Raw genomic sequence first — 25776 nt, 5'->3', positions numbered from 1 at the left:
TCTTTCGTCGGTTGTTCGCCGTGATTAGCGACTACGATCTCAAGTGCACTGGAGCCATTTCCCTGATAGAACTCGAAATCATCACTCTCACGGTCGTAACTCCACAGCCGACCGTTTCGTGATTCCAGAAAGTCAGCAGTCATGTATTGAGACATGGAGAGGGGGGACATATATTTTAATTATTGTAAGAATGATGGAGTTACAGCGGTAGCTCAAATTGTGTATTTAGTGGATCGGGTTTTACTGGACAGCATTTTACCGCTAGAGCTCACTTCCGCCACCGAGCAGGAAGTCTGTTGATATCATATCGTTTTTTTACTAAACGTCGATAACGCTCCCTTTCACCTCCTCATTTAGCGGTCTACTATTACATCGTAACAATACTATTAACGATCGCAGTAACTCATACCAACAATATTTTCGTAACATTAATTGTAACTAAGTAACACCTCTTGTCATAATGGTCAACGAGAAGTTCGAACCAAACGACCGCCAAGAGGCTATTTTAGAGGTGCTCAAAGCAGGACGAGATGAGACACAACCCTGGGGCTATGCCAATCCAAAACGCCTCGAAGAACAACTCGATACCCGTAAACAGTACATCAACCGGGAACTTCGTGGACTCGTCGATGCCGGATGGGTCGAAAAGGTCAATCGAGGTCTCTATCGCTTCGTCGCTGATGCACGTGAGGACTAACTAATCGATGAACGACTCTGAGATCACAGCGTACGTCGAACGGTCCCGATCTCTCATCGACCAAGCACCGCAAATGGATGAGGAAAATACGAAGGTGAAACTCATCCAGCCACTCATCGATCTTCTTGGCTGGGACGTGTTCTCGTCAGAAGTAGAACTCGAATATCCGATGCAAATCGGTCGAGGGAATACCCGTGCAGATTATGCCCTTCTCATCGAGACCGCCCCCGTCGTGTTCATCGAAGCGAAGGGCTGCGATAGTACACTCACTGACGCCGATCGAAGTCAGTTGACGAGCTACATGCGACAGAAAGGGGTGGATTGGGGACTCCTCACAACTGGCAGTCAGTTTGAGATCTTTCGCCGTCGCAAAGACAGCTCTCGTCCTGATGAGGTCTCATTAGCACAGTTCTCAATTGCTGAACTCGAAGACAATTGGCACGTCTTGGAACTCCTCTCAAAGGGCCTCGTCAAGACAGGCGAAGCAGACACGATTGCTCATCGTATTGAAGCACGACAGCATGCTGTCGGAACACTCCAACAGCAAAAAGAAAGCCTCGCTGAGCGAGTGACGCAGCTCGTAATTGCAGAAATCGACGATTCGCTAGCCCAGGAAATCGAACCAAAGTCAAAGGAGTACATTGATTCGCTGATTCACACGCTCGCAAACGGTGATGAAGCAGATCTCCCGGTCGTTGAAAACGGGGGCGAGATTGTGACCACTTCGGATGAAGTTGTCTCTGATACTTCTTCTACAGTCGAGACAGAGTATATCGTCCATCTTTCTGCAAACGGAGATCGCGTGTGGTCATGCTCTGAGGCAAATCAATCTGATGCAATGGCAGAAACGGTTGATCTCCTGATTCGAGAGTATGATCTCATCGACCAGTTCGAGTCGTTTCCCTATGTTCCTGGCTCCAAAAATGCGATCCTCAATTCAGAGCCGACTCATCCCACCGGAGAGCCAATGCGCCAAACAAAGGGTCTATCGGATGATTACTATTTGTATGTCGCGTTGAATCAGAAGAGCAAGAAACGGTATCTGACGAAATTCTCCGAGTTGTGTGGTCTGAAAGCCGAGTTTGACGGCGACTGGTGAAGATATACCCCACCCAAGTTCATTTGATTCTCGCTGGTGTCATTCCAATCTCCTTTGGACCTCTTCGCTACCGATTTGTATGATGATCTTCCTCGCGAACATCGTCAGTATAGCTAAGGGGATCGTTGGCCATCGAATCGTGTAGATGTTCGATACCGATTAAACCCATTACACAGAATACCGAGTATCGATGGAGGACGTGCCCCAACCAGCGAGCGACCCCTACCAACCGGGTGACGACGTACAGGTCTACATCTCAGAGACTGATCTCGACAGCGAACACCACGAGAAAGAAGGCACCATCACAGACGTCCCGCAGGATACTCTCGGAGACGAGACTGGGCGCGAACTGGACTCCTATAGCTACCGCATCGAAACCGATAGTGAGGAAACCAATGTCTGGTTCCGGCATCGCGACTTGGTACCGGTATCACAGTAATTAATTACCGATACTCCACTGCAATGGGCAATCACGAAAGTCAACCTACGTGGCCACAATCCGAGATGCACTCGAAGTCAACGAGGATCGCCTTTGCAGTGCGTGGCTTACGGGGAATTTTGTGAACCCGACTAAAGAAGTCACACAAGCAAGCGATGTTGATGTTGTCCTCGCATTCGAGAGCTTCGATGCTATGGACGACTTCGACTATGATGGGCGCTCTCCGGAGACAATCAAGGTCGGAGGCATCACCCGAGAGCTAGATCTCATCATCGATGGTCCGGAGAGCGATTACGATGATGGGGAGAGTGAATTGCTCTATGCGCGTCCCAACGGTGATTTCGAATAACATCGCTCAATCGAGAGCGTACGCAGATCACCCTCTGAGCGACTTCTTTGTTTGAGAGTGCTACTCCCATCAAATAGCGAACGCCCGTACCAACGAATGACTGCTAGGGTCGAATCCATTCGCTAATTGTCTCCTCTGTCGACCACTTCCCGAGACTCCCCTTGTCGATACATCTAGCAAATAACCAACTGTCTCCGTTATCGAGGGGGAGAGCCATCAATCGTTCACTGCTCAGACGCTGTTATCAAATAGTGAAAATACAGTTGTTCAAAACTGTCTTACATTCATAATATTCTCATCCCTGTAAATCCTCGTTCCATTTGTTCGTACCTCCCTATTACTTTGGACAAATTTGGAGGTGCGCAGACCGATTTGACAGCTTTAAAATTGCATATAATCGCTTAGGGCTGGTTTCCACCCGTAAAATCCAGCCTTAGAATCCTAAGGCTGGATCGAAATGATAAATGCAGCCTTCCACGACTTCAAACGACTAAAAACTGGATTTCACCATGTTATTCCTATTCCTGTTACTCACCCAACCTTAGGCGCTCTTATTCATGTTACTATTCCAAGCTTAGGTTTTCGGGCCGATATTGGATCACTCGGGTATTATCGCGGAAAAGAACGCCCCGATTCAGCCTTAGGTTTGAACTATTAAAATTCTATAAATATACTTATCTGTACCTGTGTCTTCGAGGAGATTCTCGTCGAATCAGGACATCTCTTGCGTTCCCAAAGTAGTTGGTACAGGAAGCCGTTGAGAAATGAAATGAGTCCTGGCCTCACTCAATGTCCTGACTGTGGATGGACCGGTAAGACAAGTGCTTGTGTGATCGATGAACTCGACCGAAAGTGTCCTGTCTGTGACTACGTCTTTCGACGCAATTCGTGACTCGGGAATCTCTTCACTCTTTCTCTGGAAGCCATCAGATAACAACCTGTTGACTCAACTTCCCACGTTCTATCTCACCATCCTCATGTAATTCTTCTAGACGTAGATGCGCAGACCACCGCTCTTTCACAAGTGTAATCGCCTCCTACCTAGCAATTACAACAGGAAACGCCGACTCGTGTACCGCTGTAGGAGTCTCGTCGTCAGTGGCACGACGTAGCGGCCCTTTCTCAACTATTTCACCACTGTTCTTTTGTAGTATTATACCGTCTGGGGGCTTGTATGGCTGATTTGATTGTGAAATCCGCAGTGAAAGAACAGCTCGAAGGTCAAAATGTGGCGCGTGACTTCTACGATGCACTTGATGAAGAAGTCGCAACAGTCCTCGACAACGCTTCCCGACGAGCCGAAGAAAACGACCGCAAAACCGTCCAAGCGCGCGATCTGTAGCTGCTCACCGACTCCTATTTTTGATGACCGAATACACAATATCTTCTCTCCGAATGAAGACAGTGCGAAACGCTTAGGCATATACGAATGTTTCGTATATTCGTGAATCCCGTATGAGCGTCACAGACGATACACCCATCTCACGAAAACGCCTCCAAACCGTGTTTGAACAACTGGCAAACGACCGAAAACTCGACATCCTCAGCTACGCGGCCGACCACGAGCAGTTCACCGTAACGGCCCTCAAAGACGACCTCGGAATTCCACATACGACAGCACACGACTATTGCCGTGAATTGCACCAAGCAGGTCTTCTGCATCGCGAGCAAATGAAGCCTGCAACCTACAGCGCAGTTGATTTCGACATTCAACTGTCACTCGATGCCATTGCGACAGCTGTCGAGACCGAGTCCGAAACAATCGACTACATGCTTGCGACGTATGGTGACGGTATCATCGACGAACTCCTCGATATCTGGGTGCGTGTCGAAGCAGGTGAACTCACGTACCGCGAGGCGAGTGGTACGCTTGACATGCAGCATGCTGACTTCCTTCGGTTGGCGGCTGAACTCGAGTTGTTCAACCGATGAGTGTCGTTGTACTGGATGCAAACGCAGTTATCATGCATGGTCGAGCGTTTCCGGATCGCGTTCGTACCGCCGTTGAAAAAGGGTCTACTCTCATCCTCCCGCGGTCGGTCAAGCAAGAACTCGTTGACGATGTCCTTGCGAATGACGATGCACCAGTCAATCATCGTGCCTCAGCACGGGCAATCCAAGACCTCGTCGACGAAGGGTTCCTCGTGCTTCGGACACCGGATTTCGAAACGTACAGCGGTATCATTGATGAAGCGCGTCGACGCATTGCAGACGATACGCTCCCGGAACATACCGTCAAAGCCGATCAATACATTCCAGCCCTTGTCTGTGGTCTCGCTACTGACAATACCGTCCACCTGGTAACCGCCGATACAAAACTTCGTACTATCGTCCAAGACATTGCTGCTCGGAACGGGGTAACAGAGAACGTTATTTTGCGTGATCCGTTGACGGTGCTGTAGTAATCAAGATCTGTTTTCCATCCTCTTGGTCATTCTTTGGGAATCCACCAAATAACTACCCGTGGACTCAATTTCCCACGTTCTAACTCACCTCGCTCATGCAGCTCCTCAAGCCGCTGATGGACTGGCCGCCGTTCCATCTCGACCGCATCCGCAACCCATCGAGCGGTCACTGCCGGAAACTCAGACTCGCGAATCACTCGAAGAATATCGTCGTCACTCGCTTTCTCCGTAAATCGTCCCTGCTCGTCGCGCTCACTCTCGTTCTCAGTCATTGCCCATAGTCTCTCAGCCATCTACTTAATACCAACTCCTACGTGGGATTCCGTAAACTTTAATACCGGATTCCACATAGGATATGGTAGGAAGAACGGTGCTCTCGGGCGTGTGTAGAAACGCGCCGGGTGTTACAGCACCCGGCACCGGTCTTCCAAAACCTATGTGGAAAGACCATGTCAACGAAAACGCCTAGTGAACTTGAAGCTGACGAGACGGCACAGAAACGCGCACAGACCGAACAATTTTCCTTCGACGTCGATGCCCCCGGACTAGTAGACGTCACCAACGAGAGCCACGAGAACCCCGCGAACCACCAGTACACAGTCTCCATCGACGACGTGACCGAGAACCTGATGGCCTGCACCTGTCCGCACCACGTCCACCGGAACGCATTCTGCAAACACATGGCCGCCGTCGAAAACGCGACTGAAGACGGGACGCTCGACGCGTTCCCGTCGGAGGACAGCGAAAACGATACCGAACCAGACAACTGCGACTGTGAGGGTCTCGGTGACTTCCCGTGCTGGCCGTGCGTGAGAACGGGACGAAAGGAACTGCCCAACTAACCACCGCTTCAGATCTTTTTATCCATGGCACGCCAAGTGACGTTCTGGGAGATCACTGATTAGCGAACACTCGCTGAGAGTACGAGACACTATGCTGTAACTACGATTCCTCCAGACTCTCGACGACTCGCGACTGTAGAACGGCATTTATTGGAATCAGAAGCAACCAAGTGAGGATGGCCCATGTCGGATCGAAGATCGCAACGAAAATCGAGAAGACAAACACCAGTGGAGACGCGAAAAATCGAGTTGCCTGAATTAATGCGGTGCGTGACGTAATACCCTCTTCGGTGAGATCTTCGCGTGAGGCGTAGCTCCAGAGAAGTGCAAGACTGAACCCAGTGAGCGCCAGCACACCCGCATAGAACATGACACCGAACTGGCCGGGATAGGTGCTGAACAAACTCGTACCGAACGGGACGAATGCGACCATAAGTAAGAAGAGGAGATTGAGCCAGACTACCCCGCGAGTATGCTGTTCGACATGAATGAATATACGGCGATGAAGTATCCAGTATAACCCGATTATTAAGAAGCTCAGCACATAAGCAAAGAATTCATGCCACTCTTCGAGGAGTAGCTCGGGGAGTACCGAGACTGAGCTGCCTGCGGGAACGGTCGGAACTGTAATTTCAAGCACTAACAACGTGATTGCGATTGCAATAACCCCATCACTCAGTGTTATGACCCGATCTGTCTCTTCGGCGTCTTGGCGAATGGAACGTCCCATGGCATACACTATGGCCTCAATCCAGAATCATATTTTCTCTCAAAGCATACTCTGCGACAGGCGGGCGTCACGAAGTACGACCCTGCAACAGAGGCAATTACAATTGCGCTGACCTGGAAGGCCTCCGAACAACACGGCTGGGAGCAATTCAGCGAAACTGTCCGGCACGAACTCATTCACGCCTGGCAGTACCACGAGTTCGGTGAGGCAGATCACGGGCGAACGTTCGACCGGTGGATCGATGTCCTCGACACAACCCAACACTGCGAACGCTTCACCACGCCAAAGTGGTGGCTCGTCTGCGAGGACTGCGGCGGTCGAATTCCGCGCTATCGACGGTCGAAAACAATGCGTAACCCCGAGCAGTACAGCTGTAGCAAGTGCGGTGGTGCAATCCGCGTCGAGAAGGGCGACGGTTACTGACCGATTCTCGTTTACGTAGTTCTCGCGATAAGGAGTAGATACGAGGAAGATTTTCGCGAGTTGCAGTGTTCTGTGTGAGTCGATTCTATCCCTCTTGCTTCGAGTTTTAGAACAATCTTTGGTTAGTAGCTCATACTAACAAACGGTGGCCACTCCGACGACGAGTGACACTCGACGAAGAGTAGACGTGAATATTACTCGAAAACGTACTGCGTCATCGTTTCGACCGCGGTGTCCACAAACTCTGTCGTAAGTCGAGCAACGGCACGGTCAATATCAATGTCCATGAGCGAAACGACAGCCCACGGAGAGACAAACGACTCTCGATTCAGTGTGCCCGCCTTGAATTCGTTCGCTAGTGAGAGTCCTTCGAGATACTCTTTGGTGGTGATACCGAGCGCGATGTACTGTTGCCCGGCAAACGGATGGTCCTGACCGCTGATAATCAAATACGGCCGTCGAGGTGTATTTCCAAACGGGTCAGAAGCGACGACCACGGCACCACGGCCATACATCACTCCTCCTCCGTCGACGCGCTCTCTTGCTCCTCTTCGTCAAGAGCCGGCAGATCATCGTCCCAGTCTGGATTCTCGTCATAGTAGTCACCCTCGAACTGCATCGCAACAGTCTCTAATCCGATGAGGCTCGCCGTGTGAGCATCGTACGCTTCAGGGTTGATTGCCCAGTACTCACCTTTGTGCCGGACGAGCCCCCGTGTTTCGAGTCGACTCAGTGTGGTTCCAACACTCCCACGGGGGATATCGAGTTCCTTGGCTAATTCACCAGCACGGTATCCCAACTCTGGATCGTCGGCAAGGAACTCGAGAATATACCGTCCGTTCGTGTTTTCATTTGGTAGCTCTGTTGGGTGGTAGCTCTCGAAGTCGACGGGCATACGTAACAGTATGTAATCCAACGTAATAAGACTGCTGTAGTGGACACCATAGGTACGAAACGATGCACCAATCACAGTCACCATTGACGACGTGACCGATGCACGTGCTCGCACCATGTCCACCGCAATGCCTTCTGTAAACACATGGCCGCCGTCGAAACCGCAACCGACGATGGGACGCTCAACGCCTTCCCCTCCGAGGACGACGAGACCGAACCCGAAGACTGCGACTGCGAGGGTCTCGAGGATTTCCCGTGCTGGCCATGCGTGAAAACTGGTCGTAAGGAACTGCCGGAGTAACCCTGTTCAAACTCTCTTTTCGAAGACACGTTAACAAACGCTTTCGCAAATCGCTGACCAGTACACGCTCACGGAGTGCATCGACAACGTGGATGCGAAGAGTTGCGACCGTATCGCACCAGCGACACCGCTGGTCTTCCCGTCTAGGTGCGTGTACGTATTATAGAATTAAAGAATTCATGGCTATTACAAATATCAGGCCGATTCATTCGCTGAACGAGTGAGACGGCTAAATTTGGCATATAGTAATAAAGGCGAAGAACGAATGGTGGCCCGATTCTAACAGGGAAGCAGTATAGGCTCAGTTGTCAGATTCTACCCGAGGACGTACTCGAGGATTGGGTAGCGCTCGAGGAGTGACCGCCCACTGATCTCGTAGTTCTCAATCCAGGCATCGAGACCGAGGATCCGGCCGGCACCGAACGCTGCAACGGCCAGGAAGACGAGCATGTACGCGAAGTCGCCGTTGATAACGCCGTGAGCGATGTCCCAGTTCCCGAAGTAGAACATGAGCATCATGAGCGCGCCGAAGAACGCCGCAAGACGGACGACCGCGCCGACGAGCAGTCCAAGACCGATGAACAACTCGCCCCACGGGACGGCGACGTTCGCGAATTCGACGAACCACGGGGTCGAGCCCATCCAGGCGAATAGGCCTGCGATCGGGTTGCCGTTGGTCGCGGCGACGTTCGCCAGGTAGCCACCGGCCGAGAACGGTTCGGCGGCGACGATTTTCGTGAATCCCGAGTATGCGAACGCCCAACCCATCATGAGCCGAAGTGCGAGGACGAACCAAGCTGAGAGGCTGTGAGCACGGGTGCCAACCGTGTAGCCACCGATGGTGCTTTCGAAGGTGTTGCGAGTGTCTGGAGAGATGGTGGATGCAGTCATGGTATCGGAAGAAAAACTTCCTACTTTCTAAAACAACGGCAAAGTATATAAGTGTATTTAGATAGGCTGTGTCATGGATTTGTATTGGTTATAGGAATTATTTAGCTCCGCTATCGACTCATTTTTGCCTCGGTGAATGGAGACGAGAGTGAAGATACTGAGATACCTATCGACGACAAGAGCGGGCCACCAGAGGACCGTGACTGTGATGGCCTCGATGGCTTCCAGGCTGTCCGTGCGTGAAAGCGAGACGGAAGGAACTGCCGGACAAACCTGCGCTTCAGCTCTTTTATCCATGGCACGCCAATTGACGTTCACAGAGATCACCGACCAGCGACCGCTGACGGAAAGCGCGAGCACTGTGACCGACGATACACCGGAGACACCGACAGCCCTGCTCGACCGAGCACGACAGCACACAACGAACGTCGCCGCCGAGCACTTCCCTGGCCTACCGGTCGAAACCATCGACTGGGAAATGTCCCACCGAACGCAACGACAAGGAGGGGTCATGAAATACGACCCTGCAACGGGCGAAATCACGATTGCGCTGACCTGGACGGCCGACGAACAACACGGCTGGGAGCAATTCAGCGAAACCGTCCGGCACGAACTCATTCACGCATGGCAGTATCACGAGTTCGGCGAGGCGGATCACGGGCGAACGTTCGAGCGGTGGACGGACCGCCTCGACACCCCGAAACACTGCGAACGCTTCACTGCACCCAGGTGGTGGCTCGTCTGCGAGGATTGCGGCGGTCGGATTGCTCGGTATCACTGCTTCAGGTCGTGGACTGTCGCCATCCTCGGCGCTATGTGGCCACACTGCTGCATCGACGTCCTTCGTCACACTGGCGGCGTCGAAAGAGTGCTCAGTCCCACTCCAGTAGCGTCCTAAGAGGAGTGCGTGCTCGGCAGGACCAACGCGAGTGGTCTCACAGCCATCGGTACTTCCGAATGCACGGGAGAGCCGCGAAAGCCGGCTCTTCACTTCACGCTGCATTCGTCGGCGCTTGGCATCCCATTGTTCGTCGTCGCTGCCGAACAACAGCGACCGAATCTCACCGTCGTCGGTCGTGTCCGAGACCACCACTTCGTCAGGGCGAACTTCGACGACGAGATAGTGCTGCCACTCTCGGGCGTCGAACCGCGGAAAATCGGTGTTCTCGGTCCATGTGATAACACTCCGAAGGAGCTCTCGCGCTAGCTTCCACTCCTCGCCAGCGTACTCTGACGAGTAGAGTTTCGTCCGATACTTCTCGGTCACGTCTCGAGGGCCGACCTCCAGCGCCGTGCTGAACAGCCGAAAATTGAAATCGCTCACATGTTGGTCGAGTTCACCACGAATCCGACCAATCATCTCGCGGGCGTCACCCGTCTCTTGCATCGTCGTATTTCGGCCCGAAATTCGCGCCATCGCGACGAGTCGCCCGTCGTCCATCTCGGCAGTGCCGTCGGCGTGGATTCGTTTTACGCCGTGCACTGTGGCGGCTTCATCGCCTGACTTTGGGAACCCACGTTTGGCCTTTGCATAGGCGAGTGGGGTTTTGATCCGGTCGAGCCCCGTTGAGTACTCACCCGATGAGACGGCCAGGCCAACGGCACCGAGCCCGCCGAGTACGCCGACACCGGCACCCATCAAGGAGGGGCCAAGCCGGGCTCCGAATAGTGCAGCAAGACTGCTGGCACCGACGATACCGGCACCAGGAATGCCGTAGAGCAGGTCGTTCACTTTGAACCCGTGATAATCCAGTCCAGAATCGACGTACGGAGGGACGAGCTGACTCGGGTCTTTCGGTGCTTCTTCGTTGTCTGTCATGGGTAAGGCCCGTTCCCAGCCTTGCACTGGGATGCCGGCGTGAACCGAAACGGGGGATCAGTCGTAGCGTTGCAGTATCTCACGGCCCTGATTCAGCTCATAGTCAGCGCGTTCCCGATCTTCTCGTGCTTCTTGAGCGTCGATACCCCCGTCTGCATTCAACGCGTTGTTCACCGATCGGTAGTTCACGGTGTCCTCCCTTGCCGACGTGCCGGTGCTAAACGTCGAATTGGCCGACTGGTCCCAACTGGAACCGCCGTCACTCTGGTAGTCTTGGTACTTCTCGTGCACTCCGTGCCCGACACGCTCACCGGCTTTGTCGACGTATTTCCCTGCCTTACGCTGGTTTGCTGCTGACGTCCCGAGTGCGATCGAGGCGGCATCATTCGCGTGTGCCAGCATCTCCTTTGGAAGAACGAGCAAGGCGAAGACGAGCCCGCCAACGACGAGGGTGAACGTCTCCAGCACGCCGAGTGCGCCTGATGTCCAGGGTAAATCAGCGAGCAATCGAAGGACGAGTGCTTGAAAGAGCTTCGTGACGATCACGACGCCAAAGAGATAGACGAAAGTGTCACCAATGCTCTTCAAGAAGCCCAAGAAGCTGCGACAGGCCCAGGAAAGCGGCCACAGGAACACACAGACGTAGATGAGGGCGCGCTCGAGGCCAAGGATGAGAACCCCGACGGCAATCGTTCCCGACTGAAGAATACCAAGAAGGGCACCAAGACCAATCCCAACACCAAGTTTCGCAAGTTTTGAATTCGTCTGAATGAACTCAGCACCGTCGGGTGCAACCGATATCGCGGTCTCGTTCGCCAGGTGGAGCAAGAGCGGCGGGATGATCCAGGTCGTTGCGACCATGACAAGCGCGACCCCGACGCGCTTCCATGCTTGGCGTTTCTCGTACGGATCCGACCGATAGAACGACATCCCAAAGGCCGCCATCAACGCGACGCTTGCGAGACCGGCCGTCCATGCTGAGGCTTTGTACACGCCGGGCCACAGACCGTTGTGAGGATTGACCCAGGTACTCGGCTTGTCCGGTTGGCCGGGGGCAGGCACTGCAGCAACGCTATCGCGAACCGTATTCGCGATGCCCTTCCCAACACCCAGGAAAATACCAGCGATGGCTTTGAGCTGCCCCTTCGCCATATCGACTGGATTGATCGACGGGACGAGCCCACCACCAAGCCCTCCCAGGACCCCGTTTCCACCGTTTTCGCCGCTCGTCGAATTATTCGATGGTGCGGTCGTCTGGCCGCTGCCGGGACTACCGATCCAGTGGTTCTGGGACGTCGTCGAGTTGTTCACACTGGCTGATTGTGCCGCGACTGGAGCAGCGAGCGACGCGACTAGCACGATCAATAGGAGTGTCGAAAACCATCTGCTGCGTCTCTTCCAAGTCATGGTCAGAAAGGGAATTCGAGAAGCTCACATTATATTCGCGAAATTCACGCACGAGAGCGTGCTCACGCCAGCCTTGTCGAGCACGACGGCGAACAATGGGAAGAACCACGCACCACAAAACGTGATTACTGCCCCACGGGCCGCATCACGACCCTCTTTCTTCTTGTCCGACCGGGCGCTCCCCATCTTTAGCCAGGCCATTGCACCGCGAAAGGCGGCGAGCAGAAACATCCCGATCGTGATCATCCCGAACGCGAGCGTAATGACGGGACCAAGCCCGGACGAGCACATTACGTCGCTAGCCTCCTGTGTCGCTTGGGCCGCCACTGGCACTGAAAACGCCGCGGTTGTGGCGACGATCCCGACACTAGCACGAATGGATCGAGTAGGGACCGCCCCCCACTTTGCAGCGACCACGCGCTTCAGTGCGTGATAATTCTCGTTTGAATCGTCCGTCAATCGGTGAAGTCGGTCAGAGATGTGTCTCTGGGCCGATGTCGGCTTTTGATCATCCATTGTACTCACTCTCACATCTAGAGGGCTAGATAAATACCTTACGCACACACTGAGACGCCGTATACTACCGACTAGAGTCAGTGTGTCCGTAATCTATTTATGTCATACCCTAGGGCTGTACTACATGCTCTCACGCAATTCCAATCGAATGGTCTCTCTCACCGATGTCGATAAGGAGATTCTCGAAATACTCCGAGGTGGGCGGGCAACGCAATCATACATCGTCGACGAAACCGGTCGTTCGCGCCAATACGTCCACAATCGGCTCGGAATACTCACTGCTGCCGGGTATCTCGAGAATATTCATAGAAAAACGGCCTTGTACGAGTTAGTCGGCGATCCGCTTTCTGACGAGGAAAATGGAGGATAAGACGATGCGACTCCCACCGTTGTCGATCGAAGCGCCGAACGAAACTGCACGAGAGACACTCCACCATCATTTCGCGATACTCATCGGCCTTGGGAAAATCGTTCTCGTCGGCAGCATCATCCAGATCGTCGTCCCTTCTATAAAAAATATCATTCTCGAGGATCCAAGACAAACTCATATAGACCACGAGTATACCGACGAATCCAGCCTGCGTTGGTCAACTCACGTAAATAGAACTCAACGTTCCCCTTAGTAATGCCCGTATCCTCGTGAATAGACCGTGGGGTATGGCGTCCCCATGGTTCGTCGGTACCACGACCCTTCTTGAAGGCCTCTAACACCATCTCCCCATCACCGGTCGGTTCGAAACTCTCGTTCACTGCAGCTCTGGACATGTGCTCACCTATCTCATAGTAGGTTTCGCTACGATATCTACTTTCCTTCTTGTCCAGGAAATTCACTATGAGCTACAAATCTTTATTATGGTTGTAATCGTACATGTGGTTGAGGAGAAACGAGGACATAGTCTTCTATTGCTCCGAAAAGTGGCAAATGAATCGGGAGGCGAGCATTTCCGTAAAGGGAGTGTGCCGATGAACGATTTGAGGGTGGAACCATCCCCGTAGGAGTCACACCGCAATGTGGTCACTGGCAATGACAGGCGGGCGGCAACCACAAGCTGGGAGCTAAGGATAATCCTGGCGTGTACCCATGCGATCTGTGTGATCTCACAGACGTTCGTACTCCATTTAGCGAGAAAGGATGCGAGATCTAGTTCGATGTCTTTGACCGAAGGAGTACAATCAGGTGATAACAATGGCAAACAAACGAAAGGAAAACCCATCAGCGGAAGATTCCCAGTTGGAGTTTGATCGGGGATTCGATGCGGGGGTGGCACAGGAACGTGAATTCTACGAACGAAACCGACCCTACGAAAAGCGACGCAGTGGATTGAAAGCAGTGATTGGCATTGTGCTGTCACTGCTTGGTATCTTGTTCATAGCGATACTTGCAATCGGTCTACTGTTCGTCCTCTTCATAGGGGGTATCTGGTTAGGTGCGCTTGCAACGCCCGATATCGGAGATATCCCAGTTGCGCCAGTCATTCCCCAATCGGGAGTCGATGGGGATGTTACCGTCGTTGAAGGAGATACGACGGTCACCGTTGCCGGAAGTGGTGGGGCGAACGTGCCGGTGCCCAGATATGGTGGGGTGGCCGTCTATGTCGAACCAACTTCAATCACGGTGCCGACAAATGGAGATGTATCAGGAATCAGTATTCGAACCGGTGGGGTCTCGGTGCAACGAACCTAATCGGCATTTCAAATTCAGTACCCCCCGTAACGGATTTAGGCGGGGGTGGAGATAGAAAATGAAGCGAAGGCAGTTCTTAACAGCGGTGGGGGCAACAGTTGCAATCGGTACAACGGGTACCGCTACCGCCTGTAAGCACAAGCACGGCAAGAAACGAAACAGACGCCACAACACTGCACCCAACACCACCATTATTGGTGACCGGTGGGGAGTAATTAGTCAATCATTCGGTATGAATGAGTGGGCTATCACGGGTGAATTGAACTGGAATGGTGGATTCCCGGCGGATATCTTCATCACGGCTACATTTTACGATAAACACGGCCGGGTGTTATCATCCGACGGAATAGACAATATCCAATTGGCACCGGGGCAAACAGGTGGATTTCAAATCGATTACCTGAATGGAAACGCCAAGGCAGTCAACAGCTACAGATTAGCGACAGAAGTGTTTCGACGATGAACCACGATCGACGAGCGTCAATGAAAGCAATGGGAGGAATGGTGGCGCTCGGTGGTTTGAAACAACAGTGGAATGGTTTGTTCGGGACTACCTCCCGTGGAGTGCAATCGGGGGAATCGGTTGTCACGGTCATATCACCCTACGGCCAACCGATGTATTACCAGTTTTCAGTCACAGATAGTGTGCGAAAACTTAGCCACGATCCGTTCGACAACGTCCCTACCAAAGCCGTCACAGTCGATGGCGAAGATGACATCAAAGGCTGTCTTGTGCATGGTGGGACAAACGGTGGTGCTGATGTGTATGCCGTCACTGGCGAACTGACATACGGCAATCTTTCCGGAATGGGGAAGAAAAACGGTACTGGCAAGGTATACGTCGATGGGTCGGATGCAACTACTACATTCGAACGAGGAATTCCGCCATCAAGTGGAACGAATACCGACTGTGACGAACCGACAACCACGACAAAACAAACGACAACGCCACCGGAACCGGAAAGTAAAGTCATCTGCGATGCCCGCTCGGCAGATTCACAGGTTGAGATTACGATTCAAGTCACCGAAAAGGTATACTATCAAGGTGTGGCTCACGATGGTGTAACGTTCATAATTGATGCCGGAGAAAGCGCAGCAGTTCCGTTCTCGGGTGAACTGATTTGCTTTACTGTCACGGGTGGTGATTGTGACGTGACGATGCAGTACCGCAACTAATCGGCCTGGATTGTATCTACGTCCTACCATCTCGGTCTGTGATTGACGGGACGACTTTTAATACAGTCACCAAATAGCAACCCGCGGACTCCATATTCCTCTTGATCTATCTTTCCATCTCCCCTGAAACTCCTCCACCCATTGATGAGCGAATGGCCGCTCAATCCTAAGCGTGTCCACCACCCACCGAGTGCTCACCGCAGGAAACTCCGCCTCGCGTATCGCCACGAGAAGATCGTCGTCAGTCGTTTCCTCTGCATACCCGCCACGAGTATTGCCCTTCTAATAATGAGAGAGGAAAAGCACCCTCACTTTCGGATTATTTTCCAGGTTGCAGTTCTTCGTACGGCTGAATAATGACGAATCCACCTTCCTCGGCAAAGTGAAGCTGATACGTTTCTCCGGAGGAGCGTCCAAAGAAACTCTTGAGATTGAGGTCTCGCTTCGAGCTTGGTGATACATTACTGCTCCAGGCGACAGTCGCATTGGGATCAGTACTCACGGGTGTCGGAATAACAAGTGGTTTTCCGTGGGTGGTGATGGCCACATGCCCCGGTCCCTCAAGAAACACATTGAACAGCCCACCTGTAGAGGCACCAGCAATACTTTTCATCATCTTAATATCCCAACTAACACTTTCATCAAAAGCCAGTACATCGTTCCCATTGACACTGATCTCGTCTTCCTCGTTCAGTTCCAAGATCTGTACCTCTTTACCCTGGTCAGCGAGGTACAGATGACCAGTCCCCGTTGCTTGCATCATTATGCCGCCCTCACCAGTGGCTTTCTTTTTCAACATTCCTTTCAGTCCACCGGCTGATTTTCGCTCAAACGAGATATCACCTGTATAGCCCACCATTGTTCCCGCTTTAGCTATGATGCTCCCATCTATCGAAACATCGAGCAGCTTCGAATTCTCCAGTTCGAAGGTTTTTCCTTGGTCTTGCGGTGCATGTGTATTGACAAATTCATTGAGATTCATTGGTTTCCTCTGAGCCGCATTCTATGCAGCTCTGCATAAAGAAGGTGTTCGAAGACGATATAATTATAGAGTGCTGAGTTTGACGAATCATCAGTGGATGGATAATAGAGCAACAGAAAGTAGGAATATACCCTTGTAAGGAAACTAGAAAATGAACCCACGAGACGGCACAGAAACGCGCCCGGGCCCATTAATACTCCTTTGAGATATCCCGACTCGTTAAAGTCACCAACGAGAGCCACGAAATTCCTGCAGAGATCCACACTTGCTGCGACTTCTTCTAAAAAATGGTAAATTTTGGATCAGTTCCCTCAGGCAGTGATCTCGAGGATTTATTCAAGAAGGTTGTTGAGGAGATCTTGAAGTAGTCCGTCTAGCATGTCAAGAAAAACCGACAAGCTGCTGCATGTCGAGGAATCCAGAAATCCTGCAACGCCACACAGCAGGTTAACGCCACACAGCAGGTTACCGAGTATCGGGTGTAGGTGAGAAGCTGAAAATCAACCGCGGTGAATATCTCTACAAATCATGCAGTTGTGGATCCTTCGGGATTTTGGCATTTTAACAAGGAAAAATTAACTAAGTATTATTTTTCCCGATTTAGTTAGGATAGTTTTAAAATAACCACCACACTTTAACCATAGTTCTGTGAACGAGGGCAGTACATGCGACTCGTCCGCACACTCATTAAGGACGAGGACAAGGAGGCTGTTCTTCAGGTCCTCAATGACGAAAACATCGACTATATTGTCTCGAAGGAAGCGAGTGACCGTGGAGAATTGGTCGTTGTGGAGTTTCCCGTTCCCGAACAGGCTCTCGAAGTTGTCCTCGAGAAGTTCCAAACGGCCGGTCACGGTGAACATCAATATACTGTCGTCGCTGATGCAAAATCCGCTCTCTCAAGCAATATGGGCGAGATGGAAGAGCGATTCATCGTCGGTGAAGAGGCAGACGACAGCATTGCTGCTGAAGAACTCCGGTCGCAAGCACTCGAACTGCTCCCGAATGCATTCACTTTTCTTCTTTTGACATTTTTGAGTGCGGTGGTTGCGACCGCTGGGCTCCTTTTGGATTCGCCGGCCCTCGTCGTGGGATCGATGGTCATTGCACCACTCGTCGGTTCTGCACTCACGGCAAGTGTTGGGACAGTTCTCAGTAATCGCAAGATGATCGTTGATGGGTTCACGACACAAATATATGGACTGGGAATAGCGATCATCGGGGCAATTATGTTCAGTCTCGTCCTCAAAACGGGGCATTTTCTTTCTCCATCACTGCATCCTGGAGCAATCAATCAGATTGCACAGCGGATCTCACCTGGATTACTATCACTTATCATTGGGGTCTGTGCCGGTGCTGCCGGTGCAGCTGGTCTTGCAACCGGTATCTCCGCTGCACTCGTCGGTGTCATGATCGCTGCAGCACTCATACCAGCCGCCGCAGCAGTTGGTATCGGCATCGCATGGAACAGCCAAGCAATCGCACTTGGATCACTCATCCTCCTCGTCGTGAACGCAGCATCGATTCACGTCTCTGGTGTTGCCGTGTTCTGGTATCTCGGGTATCGGCCTGACTGGTGGGAACCCGGTGCTATCCGGCCAAACTTCAAACTCGGTCGGATTGGTCCATCACTCGTGGTCGCAATTGCACTCCTCGTCCTATTTGTCACTGCAGGGGGCGCTGTTTCGACCCATGTTGGCTTTGAACAGTCAGTCAATGAAGTCGTTGGCGAGACACTCAGTCAACAACAGTACCAAGAGCTCGCGCTAATGGAGGTTCGAGCGGAATTCAACCAGGGGATATTATCGAACAATCCACAGGAAGTGACTGTGGTTGTCAAACGACCACCCGATCAGAACTACCCGCGGGTAAGTGAGCAGCTCAAGAACCGTATTTCGGCGAAAACTGGCCGCCAGGTGACTGTCAGTGTCGAGTTTGTCGACCGGCAACAAGCGTGAATTCTTCCAATTCCACTTGTTCACGGTGTTCGACATCACGTGTGCCCCTACCGCGAGTTCGTGGTTTAAAGATAGGCGGCAGCAGGTTTCCTGGTCGAATCACCTCTTCATCGTCCTTCACTACTATACACTCTCTGTGATATCGGACAAGTTTGGGGGACACTGCAGGTTTCACTATTCGAAGTGCTGTGTTTCCGATTTCGTCTACCTCGCAGGAGAAGAGTTGATACACTATCCATAGAACATGTATTGTGATATCGACGGACGAGCGAATCTCGACAACCACCAACCACGAGGAAACGTTCAATGATCTTCTCACCTACGCTGAACTCCTGAACACCCCACAACTGGTCCGCCTCTACATCTACATTCTCCAAAACGGGCCAGTCGCAATCGAGACGATTAAAACGGATCTCGATATGGCCCATTCGACGACCTACATATCGACGCGATTGGCCGCCAGCACAATATACTTCGAATCTCATCGACTAGCGAACGCTGACCGAGTGCGCGGCTGGTTCGGCCGAACGCGAGGACACACCGACGACTGAGCGCGCCCTCCTCAACCGCGCAAAAGCACATGCGGCGGACGTCGCCGCCGAACAATCTTCATTGGTGTCTGTGTTGGTCTCACTCTAATTTAATCCAGTTGCTACGACCGTTGAGGAGGACTATTTTAGCCATTGAACTATCTAAATTCGCTTTGCTTTCGCTTAACTAAATACGGTTAAATGTACACACATAGCATTAAGTAGTTATGGTTTTTAATTATTTAGTGAAGAGAAAGTGGTTCGAAAGACCATTTCTTCTCTTCCCACTCGTCACTCAACCATGATAAACCGCAGAAACTTCATTAAAACAACCGGTGGCCTCACAGTCGGCTTGACGATGATTGGAACGGCAACCGCAAATCCCGATCGAGAGAAATACCGTCCCGGTGGGCCAAAACTTGGTAGCCCGAAATCGATCAACCTCAATGCGTTCCATACCAACGCTGAGCTTACAAAAGAGCTCACAAAGATCGAGCAAAAAAGCGACCGCGTCTCACTGCGCGAGATCGGCCGCTCCGCGGGACGAAACGACCCAATTTGGGAAGTGAAAGTCGGTGATGGCGATACAAATGTTCACTTAATAACGCAAATCCATGGCGACGAAGCAACTGGAACGGAAGTCGCGCTCAAAGTGATCAAATCGCTTGGGAAGAGTAACTCCCAGCAGGTCGATCACATTCTCGAGAATCTGTCGTTCACCATTATACCCCGAGTCAACCCAGACGGTGCGATGTACCACTACGACTATGATGGCGACGGTGATGCTGAATGGGTTGGCCGACGGCAAAACACGCAAGCGTGGAATGGGGAGTCGCGGTATAAGCCATATTACCATTCCACCTATCCAGCCGGTGATCCGGGCTATGACATGAACCGTGACTTCAACATCCGACCGCCATCAGAATTCAATCCCCGGACAGACGACCAGGAGGAGTGGTGGTACGACCAACGGTACCTCGATATGCCCTATCAGGACTACACGCTGTTTGCAAGCGGGCTTCGGCTTACACCCGAAGTCCGAGCGGTGACTAAGTCGTTCAACGAGGCGAACCCCGACTATGCGATCACACATCATCATAAAGGCGGGAACCTCTATCCGGACTCCGGTACCGGAAACAAGTCACAGAAACAGACATTGATGAGCGTGATGGCGCCATACGGTGAGGACTACCTCGATCGCTCACCGTTCTATCCGGACGACCACACACCGATTACGGAGGCCGTCAACCCCTTCCTCGATTACGAAACGAGCACGCGCTCTATCAAGCTGAACTCGCTCGTGATCGAGGCATTGGCCGAACGTGGCAACAGCATCTTCGACAGCATCACTCGCTATGGGTACTACCCACTATGGGGTTCGTACCTTGACGCGCTGTGTCCGAACATTGCGAACGGAGGTGACAGTGCTGCAGGAATGCTGTATGAAGTTTCCTACCAGACAGACGACCTAGGTCAGAAAGGCTTTGGTCGAATGCTGGAACTCACAAAAGTCGGATTCCTCGAATCGTTCACCGCACTCGCTGACAACCCCGAACTCGGTGAGTACGACGTTGAAACTTACTTCGATACTCCGCTCTACGGCGGGAATATTCAACAACGATGACACATTACAACCGTCGACAATTCCTCGAAACAACTGGAACCACCCTCGGTGCGCTCGCGCTCACATCATCACTCGTCGGAGCCGACTCGACCCAGCGGTTCATCGTCGACCGACAGAGCTTGGGCAGCGAACGAAACATCGAAGTAATCCACGACCTTGCCCCGGTGGATCTCCTTGTCGTGAACGCAACCGAAGACGCACTCGGCGGCGCACAATACGCCCGCGACAAACAGTACTCACCGAGACTACCTGACGCGGTTTCCAGACAGTCAGCACGTGTCGTGTATCCGCCAGAAGGAGAAGACCTCTACAAGTATCAGTGGGACAAGCAAGATCAACAAATTCCGGCGACCCACAAAATCACTCGCGGAGAAGGCACTCGCGTCGCCGTTATCGATTCTGGCATTGGCGCAGGCCACCCGGACTTACAGGGCACTGTCAACGCAGATCTTTCGAAGAACTTCACGCCAGACTCCCTCGGCGCACCCGGCCCATATGGTGGCGCCCACGGCACACACGTCGCCGGGAGTATCGCAGCTAGCGATCAGAACGATACGGGCGTCATCGGCTCCGCGCCAGCGACTGAACTCGTTGACCTGCGTGTGTTCTCCGAAGTCAATTCAGCCAGCTTCTCCGCATGGATGGGTGACGTCTTAGCGGCCATCGTTTATAGTGCCGAAATTGGCGCTGACGCCGCGAATCTCAGCCTCGGGTGGACCTTCCGTTTCCGCGAGGACGGCTGGGGCAAATTCTGGGGCAAATCGATGCAGCGAACGACCACCTACGCGAATCGGCAGGGGACGGTCCTTACCCATGCGTGTGGTAACTGGGGTGGAACTCTCCAGTTCGACAAAGACCAGCGTGACTCCTCGGAGACCGCCGGTGGCCTAACTGTAAGCGCAACTGGCCCAATCGGATTCATGTGGGGTGACGAAGGGCTTGAAGAACCGCCATATGCGCCCGCATACTACACGAATTACGGAACGAACGCTGTGGATCTCGCGGCACCTGGTGGCAATGCAGATGAAGACGCAGTCGACACTGGGGTCAACTGGAAGTATGATCTCGTGTTAAACACCGTCGCCATACCGGAATACAATGAGGCTGGTGAATACCTTGGAGCCACCTACGGCTATGACTGGTATGCAGGTACCTCAATGGCTGCACCACAGGTTGCTGGCGCCGTCTCACTACTGAAGAGTGCAAACCCACAAATGAATGCGAACCAACTCAAAAATACCCTGAAACGAGTTGCCGAGGTGCCCGAGGAATATGACAAAAAATACTACGGATCGGGATATCTTGATACGTACGCAGCAGTATTACAGTGAGTTTCCTCGGGGCTTAACTGTGTAAATGTAGACGTAACTCCAATAAGGGTCTTGAGGTCATCATTCATATCTCCAATGACCAAACCCAGGTATATGATGACAATTGATTTATTTGAAGTTAGATATTGAACTGTTATCCACTAGCAGGAACTGTCGAACGAACCACCGCTTCAGCCCTTTTTTTTATCCATGTCACGCCAATTGACGTTCCCGGAGATTACCGACCAGCGAACGCTCATAGGACGCACAAATTAGGAATGAGATTATTAGAGTTTGGACTATAATAGCTTCACCACTATCTACCAACCACATACATACCCCGTGTATCTACAGTACGTATGGAAAGCTCGTCAATCGCAGCAAGGAACTCAAGCGGCCCAACACGCTGTACGATAACAAGCAAGCGGAACTCGCGATCATCTACGGGTGTCAATCCGTCATGTGAATACGCGTTATTCAGCCGGCCAGGATTCAAATCATCCGTAGAAGAAGCTACTGACGATCGTACTGATCTTCGCCTTTTCGACCTCAATGATGGTGTTGGCGCACTTGAGACAGACAAAATACCCTGAACACCACTATCTCATCTCCATTGATGACGTGACTGTCGGACTGATGGCCTGCACCTTTTCAACACTGTTGGACACAGAACAAATAAATACGCGGAATATAGACTGTATCTATGGATGAAAAAGACATTCGAATTTTAAAGACAATCGCGACACTCAAATCTGGAAGTCCTGACAAAATTAGTGAGGAAATCGACATCCCAAAATCGACCGTCCATTATCGGTTAGAAAAACTTCAGGAACAAGAAATTATCAACGATATATTTGAGATTGATCTTAAAAAAGCGGGGCTAAACCTAACCCTTATCACCGAAGTCTGGGCAGAGTACAAATCGGAATATCATAAACAAGTTGGCGAGAAACTAGCTAGTATCCAAGGTGTTAATCAGGTTTATTTCACGCTTGGCGACACCGACTTCGTGCTTATCTCTCACCTTCCTTCGCGTAAAATGGTTGAGGAATTGATTAGTAATTTCGAAGAGGTAAGAGAAGTTAATCGTACTAGTTCGAAGTTCGTAATAACGACTATCAAGAATGAGGCAAATCCAGTCAACGACTACGAATATACTGAACTTGCTGCAGCCCTTTCTCAGAATCTCTAGAACTCAATAATACAAGCTATTCAGAGGAATTATTCAACTTTAATTGAGCAGCACTAGTCAGAGGTGGACGTAGTTTTGTTACCAATGCTTTCCTGCTGAGGTGAATTGTTTCCTAAGATCTCACATGAAGAAGCCGAGAAACCAACCGCTACTTCGTCTCCTTCTTTGAATGGATTAGCGTTTTTATCTAATTGCCGTTCAATTTGGAGTTCTTCAGTACCGACGGTCACAACATATTTTTGAATCGAACCTTTATATACTGATTCTATAACGGTTCCTGTCCAGGTATTCTCCACATTGAGAGATTCCTCCGTAGAACTAATTTCAACATATTCTGGACGCACTGTTACGGCAACTGTTTCTCCGAGTCGACCACCGTGCTCGTCTACAATTACTTCGAATGAATCAGTCTCAACAGTCGGACGTGAATCCATCGATCGTAGCGTTCCTTCGAAAAGATTTGTCTCTCCTAAAAAGGTTGCTACAAATTTCGTTTCTGGGTGATTATATAGGTCAGCAGTTTCACCGACTTGTTCAATTTTCCCGTCATTCATGACTGCAATCCGATCGCTCATAGTTAGCGCCTCCTCTTGATCATGTGTGACATAGATGAAAGTGATACCAAGTTCTTCTTGAATTGTCTTCAACTCGACCTGCATATGTTGGCGAAGCTTTCGATCAAGACTTGCTAATGGTTCATCCAGAAGGAGGACATCTGGTTCTCGAACAATTGCACGAGCCATTGCGACGCGTTGTTTTTGTCCTCCCGATAGTTCTGTTGCGTTTCGATCGTGGTATCCAGGTAACTGAACTAACTCTAACGCTTCTGTCACACGTTTTTGCCGCTCGTCTTTTGAGACACCATCCATCTCGAGTCCAAACGAAATATTTTCTTCAACAGTCATATGTGGGAAAAGAGCCCACTCTTGAAAGACCATACTTGTATTTCGTTTGTTTGCTGCTTGGGCGGTCACTTTGTCTCCACTAATGTAGACTTGTCCCTGCGTCGGTGTTTCTAGTCCACTAATCATTCGCAAGGTGGTAGATTTTCCGCATCCAGACGGGCCAAGAAGTGTAAGAAATTCTCCAGAGTGTATCTCTAGGTCTATTGTATCAACGGCTATTACATCGTCATACTCTTTTCTAATCCCTTCGATCTGAACAGATCCACTATCTGTCATTTTGAGCTGCTGTGACGTCATTTTAGACTCCTGCTCGTGCTTTTGCTTCCGTCCACAGGTCCGTCCATTTATCCGTGATTGGTGAGAATTCGTATGGGGTTGTCTTTTCTGATATTTTATCGGCTGCTTTGAACCCTTCTTTATCGAACATCAATACCTCTTGTTGCTTTTCGTCGAATTTGCCGAATGATGCAGTATTTACTGGTGGACTTTTCGCTGACGGTTTCCACGCTACGTTGAATTGTCCTTCATTCGATATTATCTTGTTTTGGAATTCTACAGCAAGCTTTCGGTTATTCGGGTTTTTAACGATACAGAGACCTTCCGTCCACTGCATTCCGCCTTGCTTTGGAATCACTACGTCTACCCATTTGTTACCGTCTGCACGAAGTTGGCTCATCGCAAAGTTACCAACTGGTGCCATTACAATATCCTCTTGAAGAATTGCTTGTCGAATTGCACTTGTGCCAGAATATACCGCCTTCATATTCGAAAACATTTCAACAAGCTTTTTCTTTATATCTTTTAGTTGCTTTTCATTTTGTTTGAATGGGGGATAGCCAAGTGTGAGTGCAACTTTTGGGATATTCCATGTTGGCCAATCCATAATCCCAATCTTATTCTTGTACTTTCCATTTGGCCCTCCGGTCCAGAGTACTTCATATGACGAATAGTCTTCTTTTGGCACTTTCTTTGTATTTACTGTGAGTGTATCCCATCCCCAGCGCGTTGGTAACGCATACATTTCATTATCATGTTTGAATGAATTGAATGGCCATTGATATTGCTCAAGGAATTCACTCATATTTTTGTAGTCATCTGGTTTGAGGGGCTCAATTGTTCCTGCTTGGGCGTGTCGTTGAGCCCATGTGTTGTTTAGAGTCAAAAGATCAAACTTGTCCACACCTCCACTTTTCAAAATATTGAATGCTTCAGCATCGCTAGAAACGAGTTTGATATTTACCTTTGCATCATGTTCCTTTTCGAATTGGTTAACAATGTCTTTTGTTCCGTATCCTTCCCAGGTGAGAATATTGACGACGTTTTTTCCGCCCTGCATTTTATCGCCAGATTTACTGTCAGAATTTCCCCCCGAGTTTCCGACGCTCATTTTCCCAAGACAGCCAGCTGTTGCAGCGACCCCGGCTCCTACAGTAGCTGTCAAAAATGATCGTCGCGAGTTGTTTCTTTTGTTGACCTTGTTCTGTCCATTTCCACGGTTGCTATTCTCTCTCATGGGACTATATACTGATATTGGGTCAAGTCATCACTTATATTTACCCCTTTCGTTCATATTGGATTCATATAATTGGATCTAGTCCAATAA

The 25776-nt window shown here is 51.0% G+C and carries 30 protein-coding genes and 1 pseudogene; 20 read left to right on the top strand and 11 right to left on the bottom strand.

Features of this window, described 5'->3' with window-relative positions; translation table 11 throughout:
- Positions 1-460 precede the first annotated feature (460 nt).
- The 7 genes from ACN2TU_RS20690 to ACN2TU_RS20660 all read left to right on the top strand — a co-directional run bounded on the left by ACN2TU_RS20690 (position 461) and on the right by ACN2TU_RS20660 (position 4986).
- The gene (locus tag ACN2TU_RS20690) at positions 461-697 is read left to right on the top strand and encodes a MarR family transcriptional regulator (protein WP_435158061.1); all 237 of its coding nucleotides are present in this window, start codon (positions 461-463) and stop codon (positions 695-697) included.
- Between the two features lie 7 nt (positions 698-704).
- Complete coding sequence (locus ACN2TU_RS20685; protein WP_435158060.1) at positions 705-1796, top strand: type I restriction enzyme HsdR N-terminal domain-containing protein; 1092 nt, start codon at positions 705-707, stop codon at positions 1794-1796.
- Between the two features lie 190 nt (positions 1797-1986).
- A complete protein-coding gene (locus tag ACN2TU_RS20680; protein ID WP_435158059.1) occupies positions 1987-2235 on the top strand; it encodes a DUF8139 family protein in 249 nt (82 codons plus the stop codon).
- Between the two features lie 49 nt (positions 2236-2284).
- Positions 2285-2584, top strand: coding sequence for a hypothetical protein (locus tag ACN2TU_RS20675; protein WP_435158058.1), 300 nt, complete (start codon positions 2285-2287; stop codon positions 2582-2584).
- A gap of 1174 nt (positions 2585-3758) precedes the next feature.
- On the top strand, positions 3759-3926 hold the full coding sequence (locus ACN2TU_RS20670) for a DUF1931 domain-containing protein (RefSeq protein WP_435158057.1): 168 nt from the start codon (positions 3759-3761) through the stop codon (positions 3924-3926).
- Between the two features lie 113 nt (positions 3927-4039).
- On the top strand, positions 4040-4516 hold the full coding sequence (locus ACN2TU_RS20665) for a helix-turn-helix domain-containing protein (protein WP_435158055.1): 477 nt from the start codon (positions 4040-4042) through the stop codon (positions 4514-4516).
- Positions 4513-4986: a PIN domain-containing protein gene (locus ACN2TU_RS20660; protein WP_395284227.1), complete on the top strand. Its 474-nt coding sequence runs from the start codon at positions 4513-4515 to the stop codon at positions 4984-4986. The genes ACN2TU_RS20665 and ACN2TU_RS20660 overlap by 4 nt, the downstream gene beginning before the upstream one ends.
- Before the next feature lie 29 nt (positions 4987-5015).
- Here the strand turns inward: ACN2TU_RS20660 and ACN2TU_RS20655 are convergent, their stop codons facing one another.
- Positions 5016-5282, bottom strand: a complete 267-nt coding sequence (locus ACN2TU_RS20655; RefSeq protein WP_435158054.1) for a hypothetical protein — start codon at positions 5280-5282, stop codon at positions 5016-5018.
- 156 nt (positions 5283-5438) lie between these two features.
- Here ACN2TU_RS20655 and ACN2TU_RS20650 point away from each other — a divergent pair, with 156 nt between their 5' ends.
- The gene (locus ACN2TU_RS20650; RefSeq protein ID WP_435158052.1) at positions 5439-5831 is read left to right on the top strand and encodes an SWIM zinc finger family protein; all 393 of its coding nucleotides are present in this window, start codon (positions 5439-5441) and stop codon (positions 5829-5831) included.
- 100 nt (positions 5832-5931) lie between these two features.
- On the opposite strand, the gene ACN2TU_RS20645 is transcribed toward ACN2TU_RS20650, so the two are convergent.
- Positions 5932-6561 carry a TMEM175 family protein gene (locus tag ACN2TU_RS20645; protein ID WP_435158050.1) on the bottom strand — a complete coding sequence of 210 codons (630 nt, stop codon included), beginning with the start codon at positions 6559-6561 and terminating at the stop codon, positions 5932-5934.
- On the opposite strand from ACN2TU_RS20645, the gene ACN2TU_RS20640 reads away from it, so the two are divergent.
- Positions 6541-6984 (top strand): SprT family zinc-dependent metalloprotease, encoded by a 444-nt coding sequence (locus ACN2TU_RS20640; protein ID WP_435158048.1) that lies wholly within the window; start codon positions 6541-6543, stop codon positions 6982-6984. The genes ACN2TU_RS20645 and ACN2TU_RS20640 overlap by 21 nt on opposite strands.
- 194 nt (positions 6985-7178) lie before the next feature.
- Here ACN2TU_RS20640 and ACN2TU_RS20635 read toward each other — a convergent pair whose 3' ends face one another.
- Together ACN2TU_RS20635 and ACN2TU_RS20630 are read right to left on the bottom strand one after the other, a co-directional pair.
- Positions 7179-7499 carry a hypothetical protein gene (locus ACN2TU_RS20635; RefSeq protein WP_435158047.1) on the bottom strand — a complete coding sequence of 107 codons (321 nt, stop codon included), beginning with the start codon at positions 7497-7499 and terminating at the stop codon, positions 7179-7181.
- On the bottom strand, positions 7499-7879 hold the full coding sequence (locus tag ACN2TU_RS20630) for a MarR family transcriptional regulator (protein ID WP_435158046.1): 381 nt from the start codon (positions 7877-7879) through the stop codon (positions 7499-7501). Before ACN2TU_RS20630 ends, ACN2TU_RS20635 begins: the two co-directional genes overlap by 1 nt.
- 144 nt (positions 7880-8023) lie before the next feature.
- Here ACN2TU_RS20630 and ACN2TU_RS20625 point away from each other — a divergent pair, with 144 nt between their 5' ends.
- Complete coding sequence (locus tag ACN2TU_RS20625; RefSeq protein WP_435158045.1) at positions 8024-8179, top strand: hypothetical protein; 156 nt, start codon at positions 8024-8026, stop codon at positions 8177-8179.
- A 315-nt stretch (positions 8180-8494) separates the two neighbouring features.
- Here ACN2TU_RS20625 and ACN2TU_RS20620 read toward each other — a convergent pair whose 3' ends face one another.
- Positions 8495-9070: a DoxX family protein gene (locus ACN2TU_RS20620; RefSeq protein WP_076433614.1), complete on the bottom strand. Its 576-nt coding sequence runs from the start codon at positions 9068-9070 to the stop codon at positions 8495-8497.
- 136 nt (positions 9071-9206) lie between these two features.
- Between ACN2TU_RS20620 and ACN2TU_RS20615 the strand changes: the two genes are divergently transcribed.
- Positions 9207-9968: a SprT-like domain-containing protein gene (locus ACN2TU_RS20615; RefSeq protein WP_435158043.1), complete on the top strand. Its 762-nt coding sequence runs from the start codon at positions 9207-9209 to the stop codon at positions 9966-9968.
- Here the strand turns inward: ACN2TU_RS20615 and ACN2TU_RS26985 are convergent.
- The 3 genes and pseudogenes from ACN2TU_RS26985 to ACN2TU_RS20595 all read right to left on the bottom strand — a co-directional run.
- Positions 9960-10709, bottom strand: a pseudogene (locus tag ACN2TU_RS26985) (TraC-like domain-containing protein); the annotation flags it as partial. The gene ACN2TU_RS20615 and the pseudogene ACN2TU_RS26985 sit on opposite strands and share 9 nt — an antisense overlap.
- Before the next feature lie 237 nt (positions 10710-10946).
- Positions 10947-12200 (bottom strand): TrbL/VirB6 family protein, encoded by a 1254-nt coding sequence (locus tag ACN2TU_RS20600; RefSeq protein WP_435158039.1) that lies wholly within the window; start codon positions 12198-12200, stop codon positions 10947-10949.
- 120 nt (positions 12201-12320) lie between these two features.
- Positions 12321-12812, bottom strand: a complete 492-nt coding sequence (locus tag ACN2TU_RS20595) for a hypothetical protein (protein ID WP_435158038.1) — start codon at positions 12810-12812, stop codon at positions 12321-12323.
- A 124-nt stretch (positions 12813-12936) separates the two neighbouring features.
- Here ACN2TU_RS20595 and ACN2TU_RS20590 point away from each other — a divergent pair, with 124 nt between their 5' ends.
- The 4 genes from ACN2TU_RS20590 (at position 12937) to ACN2TU_RS20575 (ending at position 15672) form a co-directional block, all read left to right on the top strand.
- Complete coding sequence (locus ACN2TU_RS20590; protein WP_435158036.1) at positions 12937-13182, top strand: winged helix-turn-helix transcriptional regulator; 246 nt, start codon at positions 12937-12939, stop codon at positions 13180-13182.
- Between the two features lie 816 nt (positions 13183-13998).
- On the top strand, positions 13999-14496 hold the full coding sequence (locus ACN2TU_RS20585; protein WP_435158034.1) for a hypothetical protein: 498 nt from the start codon (positions 13999-14001) through the stop codon (positions 14494-14496).
- A 58-nt stretch (positions 14497-14554) separates the two neighbouring features.
- Positions 14555-14959, top strand: a complete 405-nt coding sequence (locus tag ACN2TU_RS20580; RefSeq protein ID WP_435158032.1) for an FxLYD domain-containing protein — start codon at positions 14555-14557, stop codon at positions 14957-14959.
- 182 nt (positions 14960-15141) lie between these two features.
- Positions 15142-15672: a hypothetical protein gene (locus tag ACN2TU_RS20575; protein WP_435158029.1), complete on the top strand. Its 531-nt coding sequence runs from the start codon at positions 15142-15144 to the stop codon at positions 15670-15672.
- 319 nt (positions 15673-15991) lie between these two features.
- On the opposite strand, the gene ACN2TU_RS20570 is transcribed toward ACN2TU_RS20575, so the two are convergent.
- Positions 15992-16654: an AIM24 family protein gene (locus tag ACN2TU_RS20570; RefSeq protein ID WP_435158026.1), complete on the bottom strand. Its 663-nt coding sequence runs from the start codon at positions 16652-16654 to the stop codon at positions 15992-15994.
- Positions 16655-17319: 665 nt separating this feature from the next.
- Between ACN2TU_RS20570 and ACN2TU_RS20565 the strand changes: the two genes are divergently transcribed.
- The 5 genes from ACN2TU_RS20565 to ACN2TU_RS20545 all read left to right on the top strand — a co-directional run bounded on the left by ACN2TU_RS20565 (position 17320) and on the right by ACN2TU_RS20545 (position 23268).
- Positions 17320-18612, top strand: a complete 1293-nt coding sequence (locus ACN2TU_RS20565) for a TIGR00341 family protein (protein WP_435158023.1) — start codon at positions 17320-17322, stop codon at positions 18610-18612.
- Between the two features lie 251 nt (positions 18613-18863).
- Positions 18864-19163: a hypothetical protein gene (locus tag ACN2TU_RS20560; RefSeq protein WP_435158020.1), complete on the top strand. Its 300-nt coding sequence runs from the start codon at positions 18864-18866 to the stop codon at positions 19161-19163.
- A gap of 280 nt (positions 19164-19443) precedes the next feature.
- The gene (locus ACN2TU_RS20555; protein WP_435158018.1) at positions 19444-20766 is read left to right on the top strand and encodes a M14 family zinc carboxypeptidase; all 1323 of its coding nucleotides are present in this window, start codon (positions 19444-19446) and stop codon (positions 20764-20766) included.
- Positions 20763-22097: a S8 family peptidase gene (locus ACN2TU_RS20550; RefSeq protein ID WP_435158017.1), complete on the top strand. Its 1335-nt coding sequence runs from the start codon at positions 20763-20765 to the stop codon at positions 22095-22097. The genes ACN2TU_RS20555 and ACN2TU_RS20550 overlap by 4 nt, the downstream gene beginning before the upstream one ends.
- Before the next feature lie 682 nt (positions 22098-22779).
- Positions 22780-23268 carry an Lrp/AsnC family transcriptional regulator gene (locus ACN2TU_RS20545; protein WP_435158016.1) on the top strand — a complete coding sequence of 163 codons (489 nt, stop codon included), beginning with the start codon at positions 22780-22782 and terminating at the stop codon, positions 23266-23268.
- 53 nt (positions 23269-23321) lie between these two features.
- On the opposite strand, the gene ACN2TU_RS20540 is transcribed toward ACN2TU_RS20545, so the two are convergent.
- Together ACN2TU_RS20540 and ACN2TU_RS20535 are read right to left on the bottom strand one after the other, a co-directional pair.
- The gene (locus tag ACN2TU_RS20540; RefSeq protein WP_435158014.1) at positions 23322-24470 is read right to left on the bottom strand and encodes an ABC transporter ATP-binding protein; all 1149 of its coding nucleotides are present in this window, start codon (positions 24468-24470) and stop codon (positions 23322-23324) included.
- Between the two features lies 1 nt (position 24471).
- Positions 24472-25686: an ABC transporter substrate-binding protein gene (locus ACN2TU_RS20535; RefSeq protein WP_435158013.1), complete on the bottom strand. Its 1215-nt coding sequence runs from the start codon at positions 25684-25686 to the stop codon at positions 24472-24474.
- Positions 25687-25776 lie beyond the last annotated feature (90 nt).

It is taken from the genome of Haladaptatus marinus, assembly GCF_051194195.1.
Note: the sequence above shows the minus strand (reverse complement) of the source record. Positions and strands in the feature narration are given on the sequence as shown.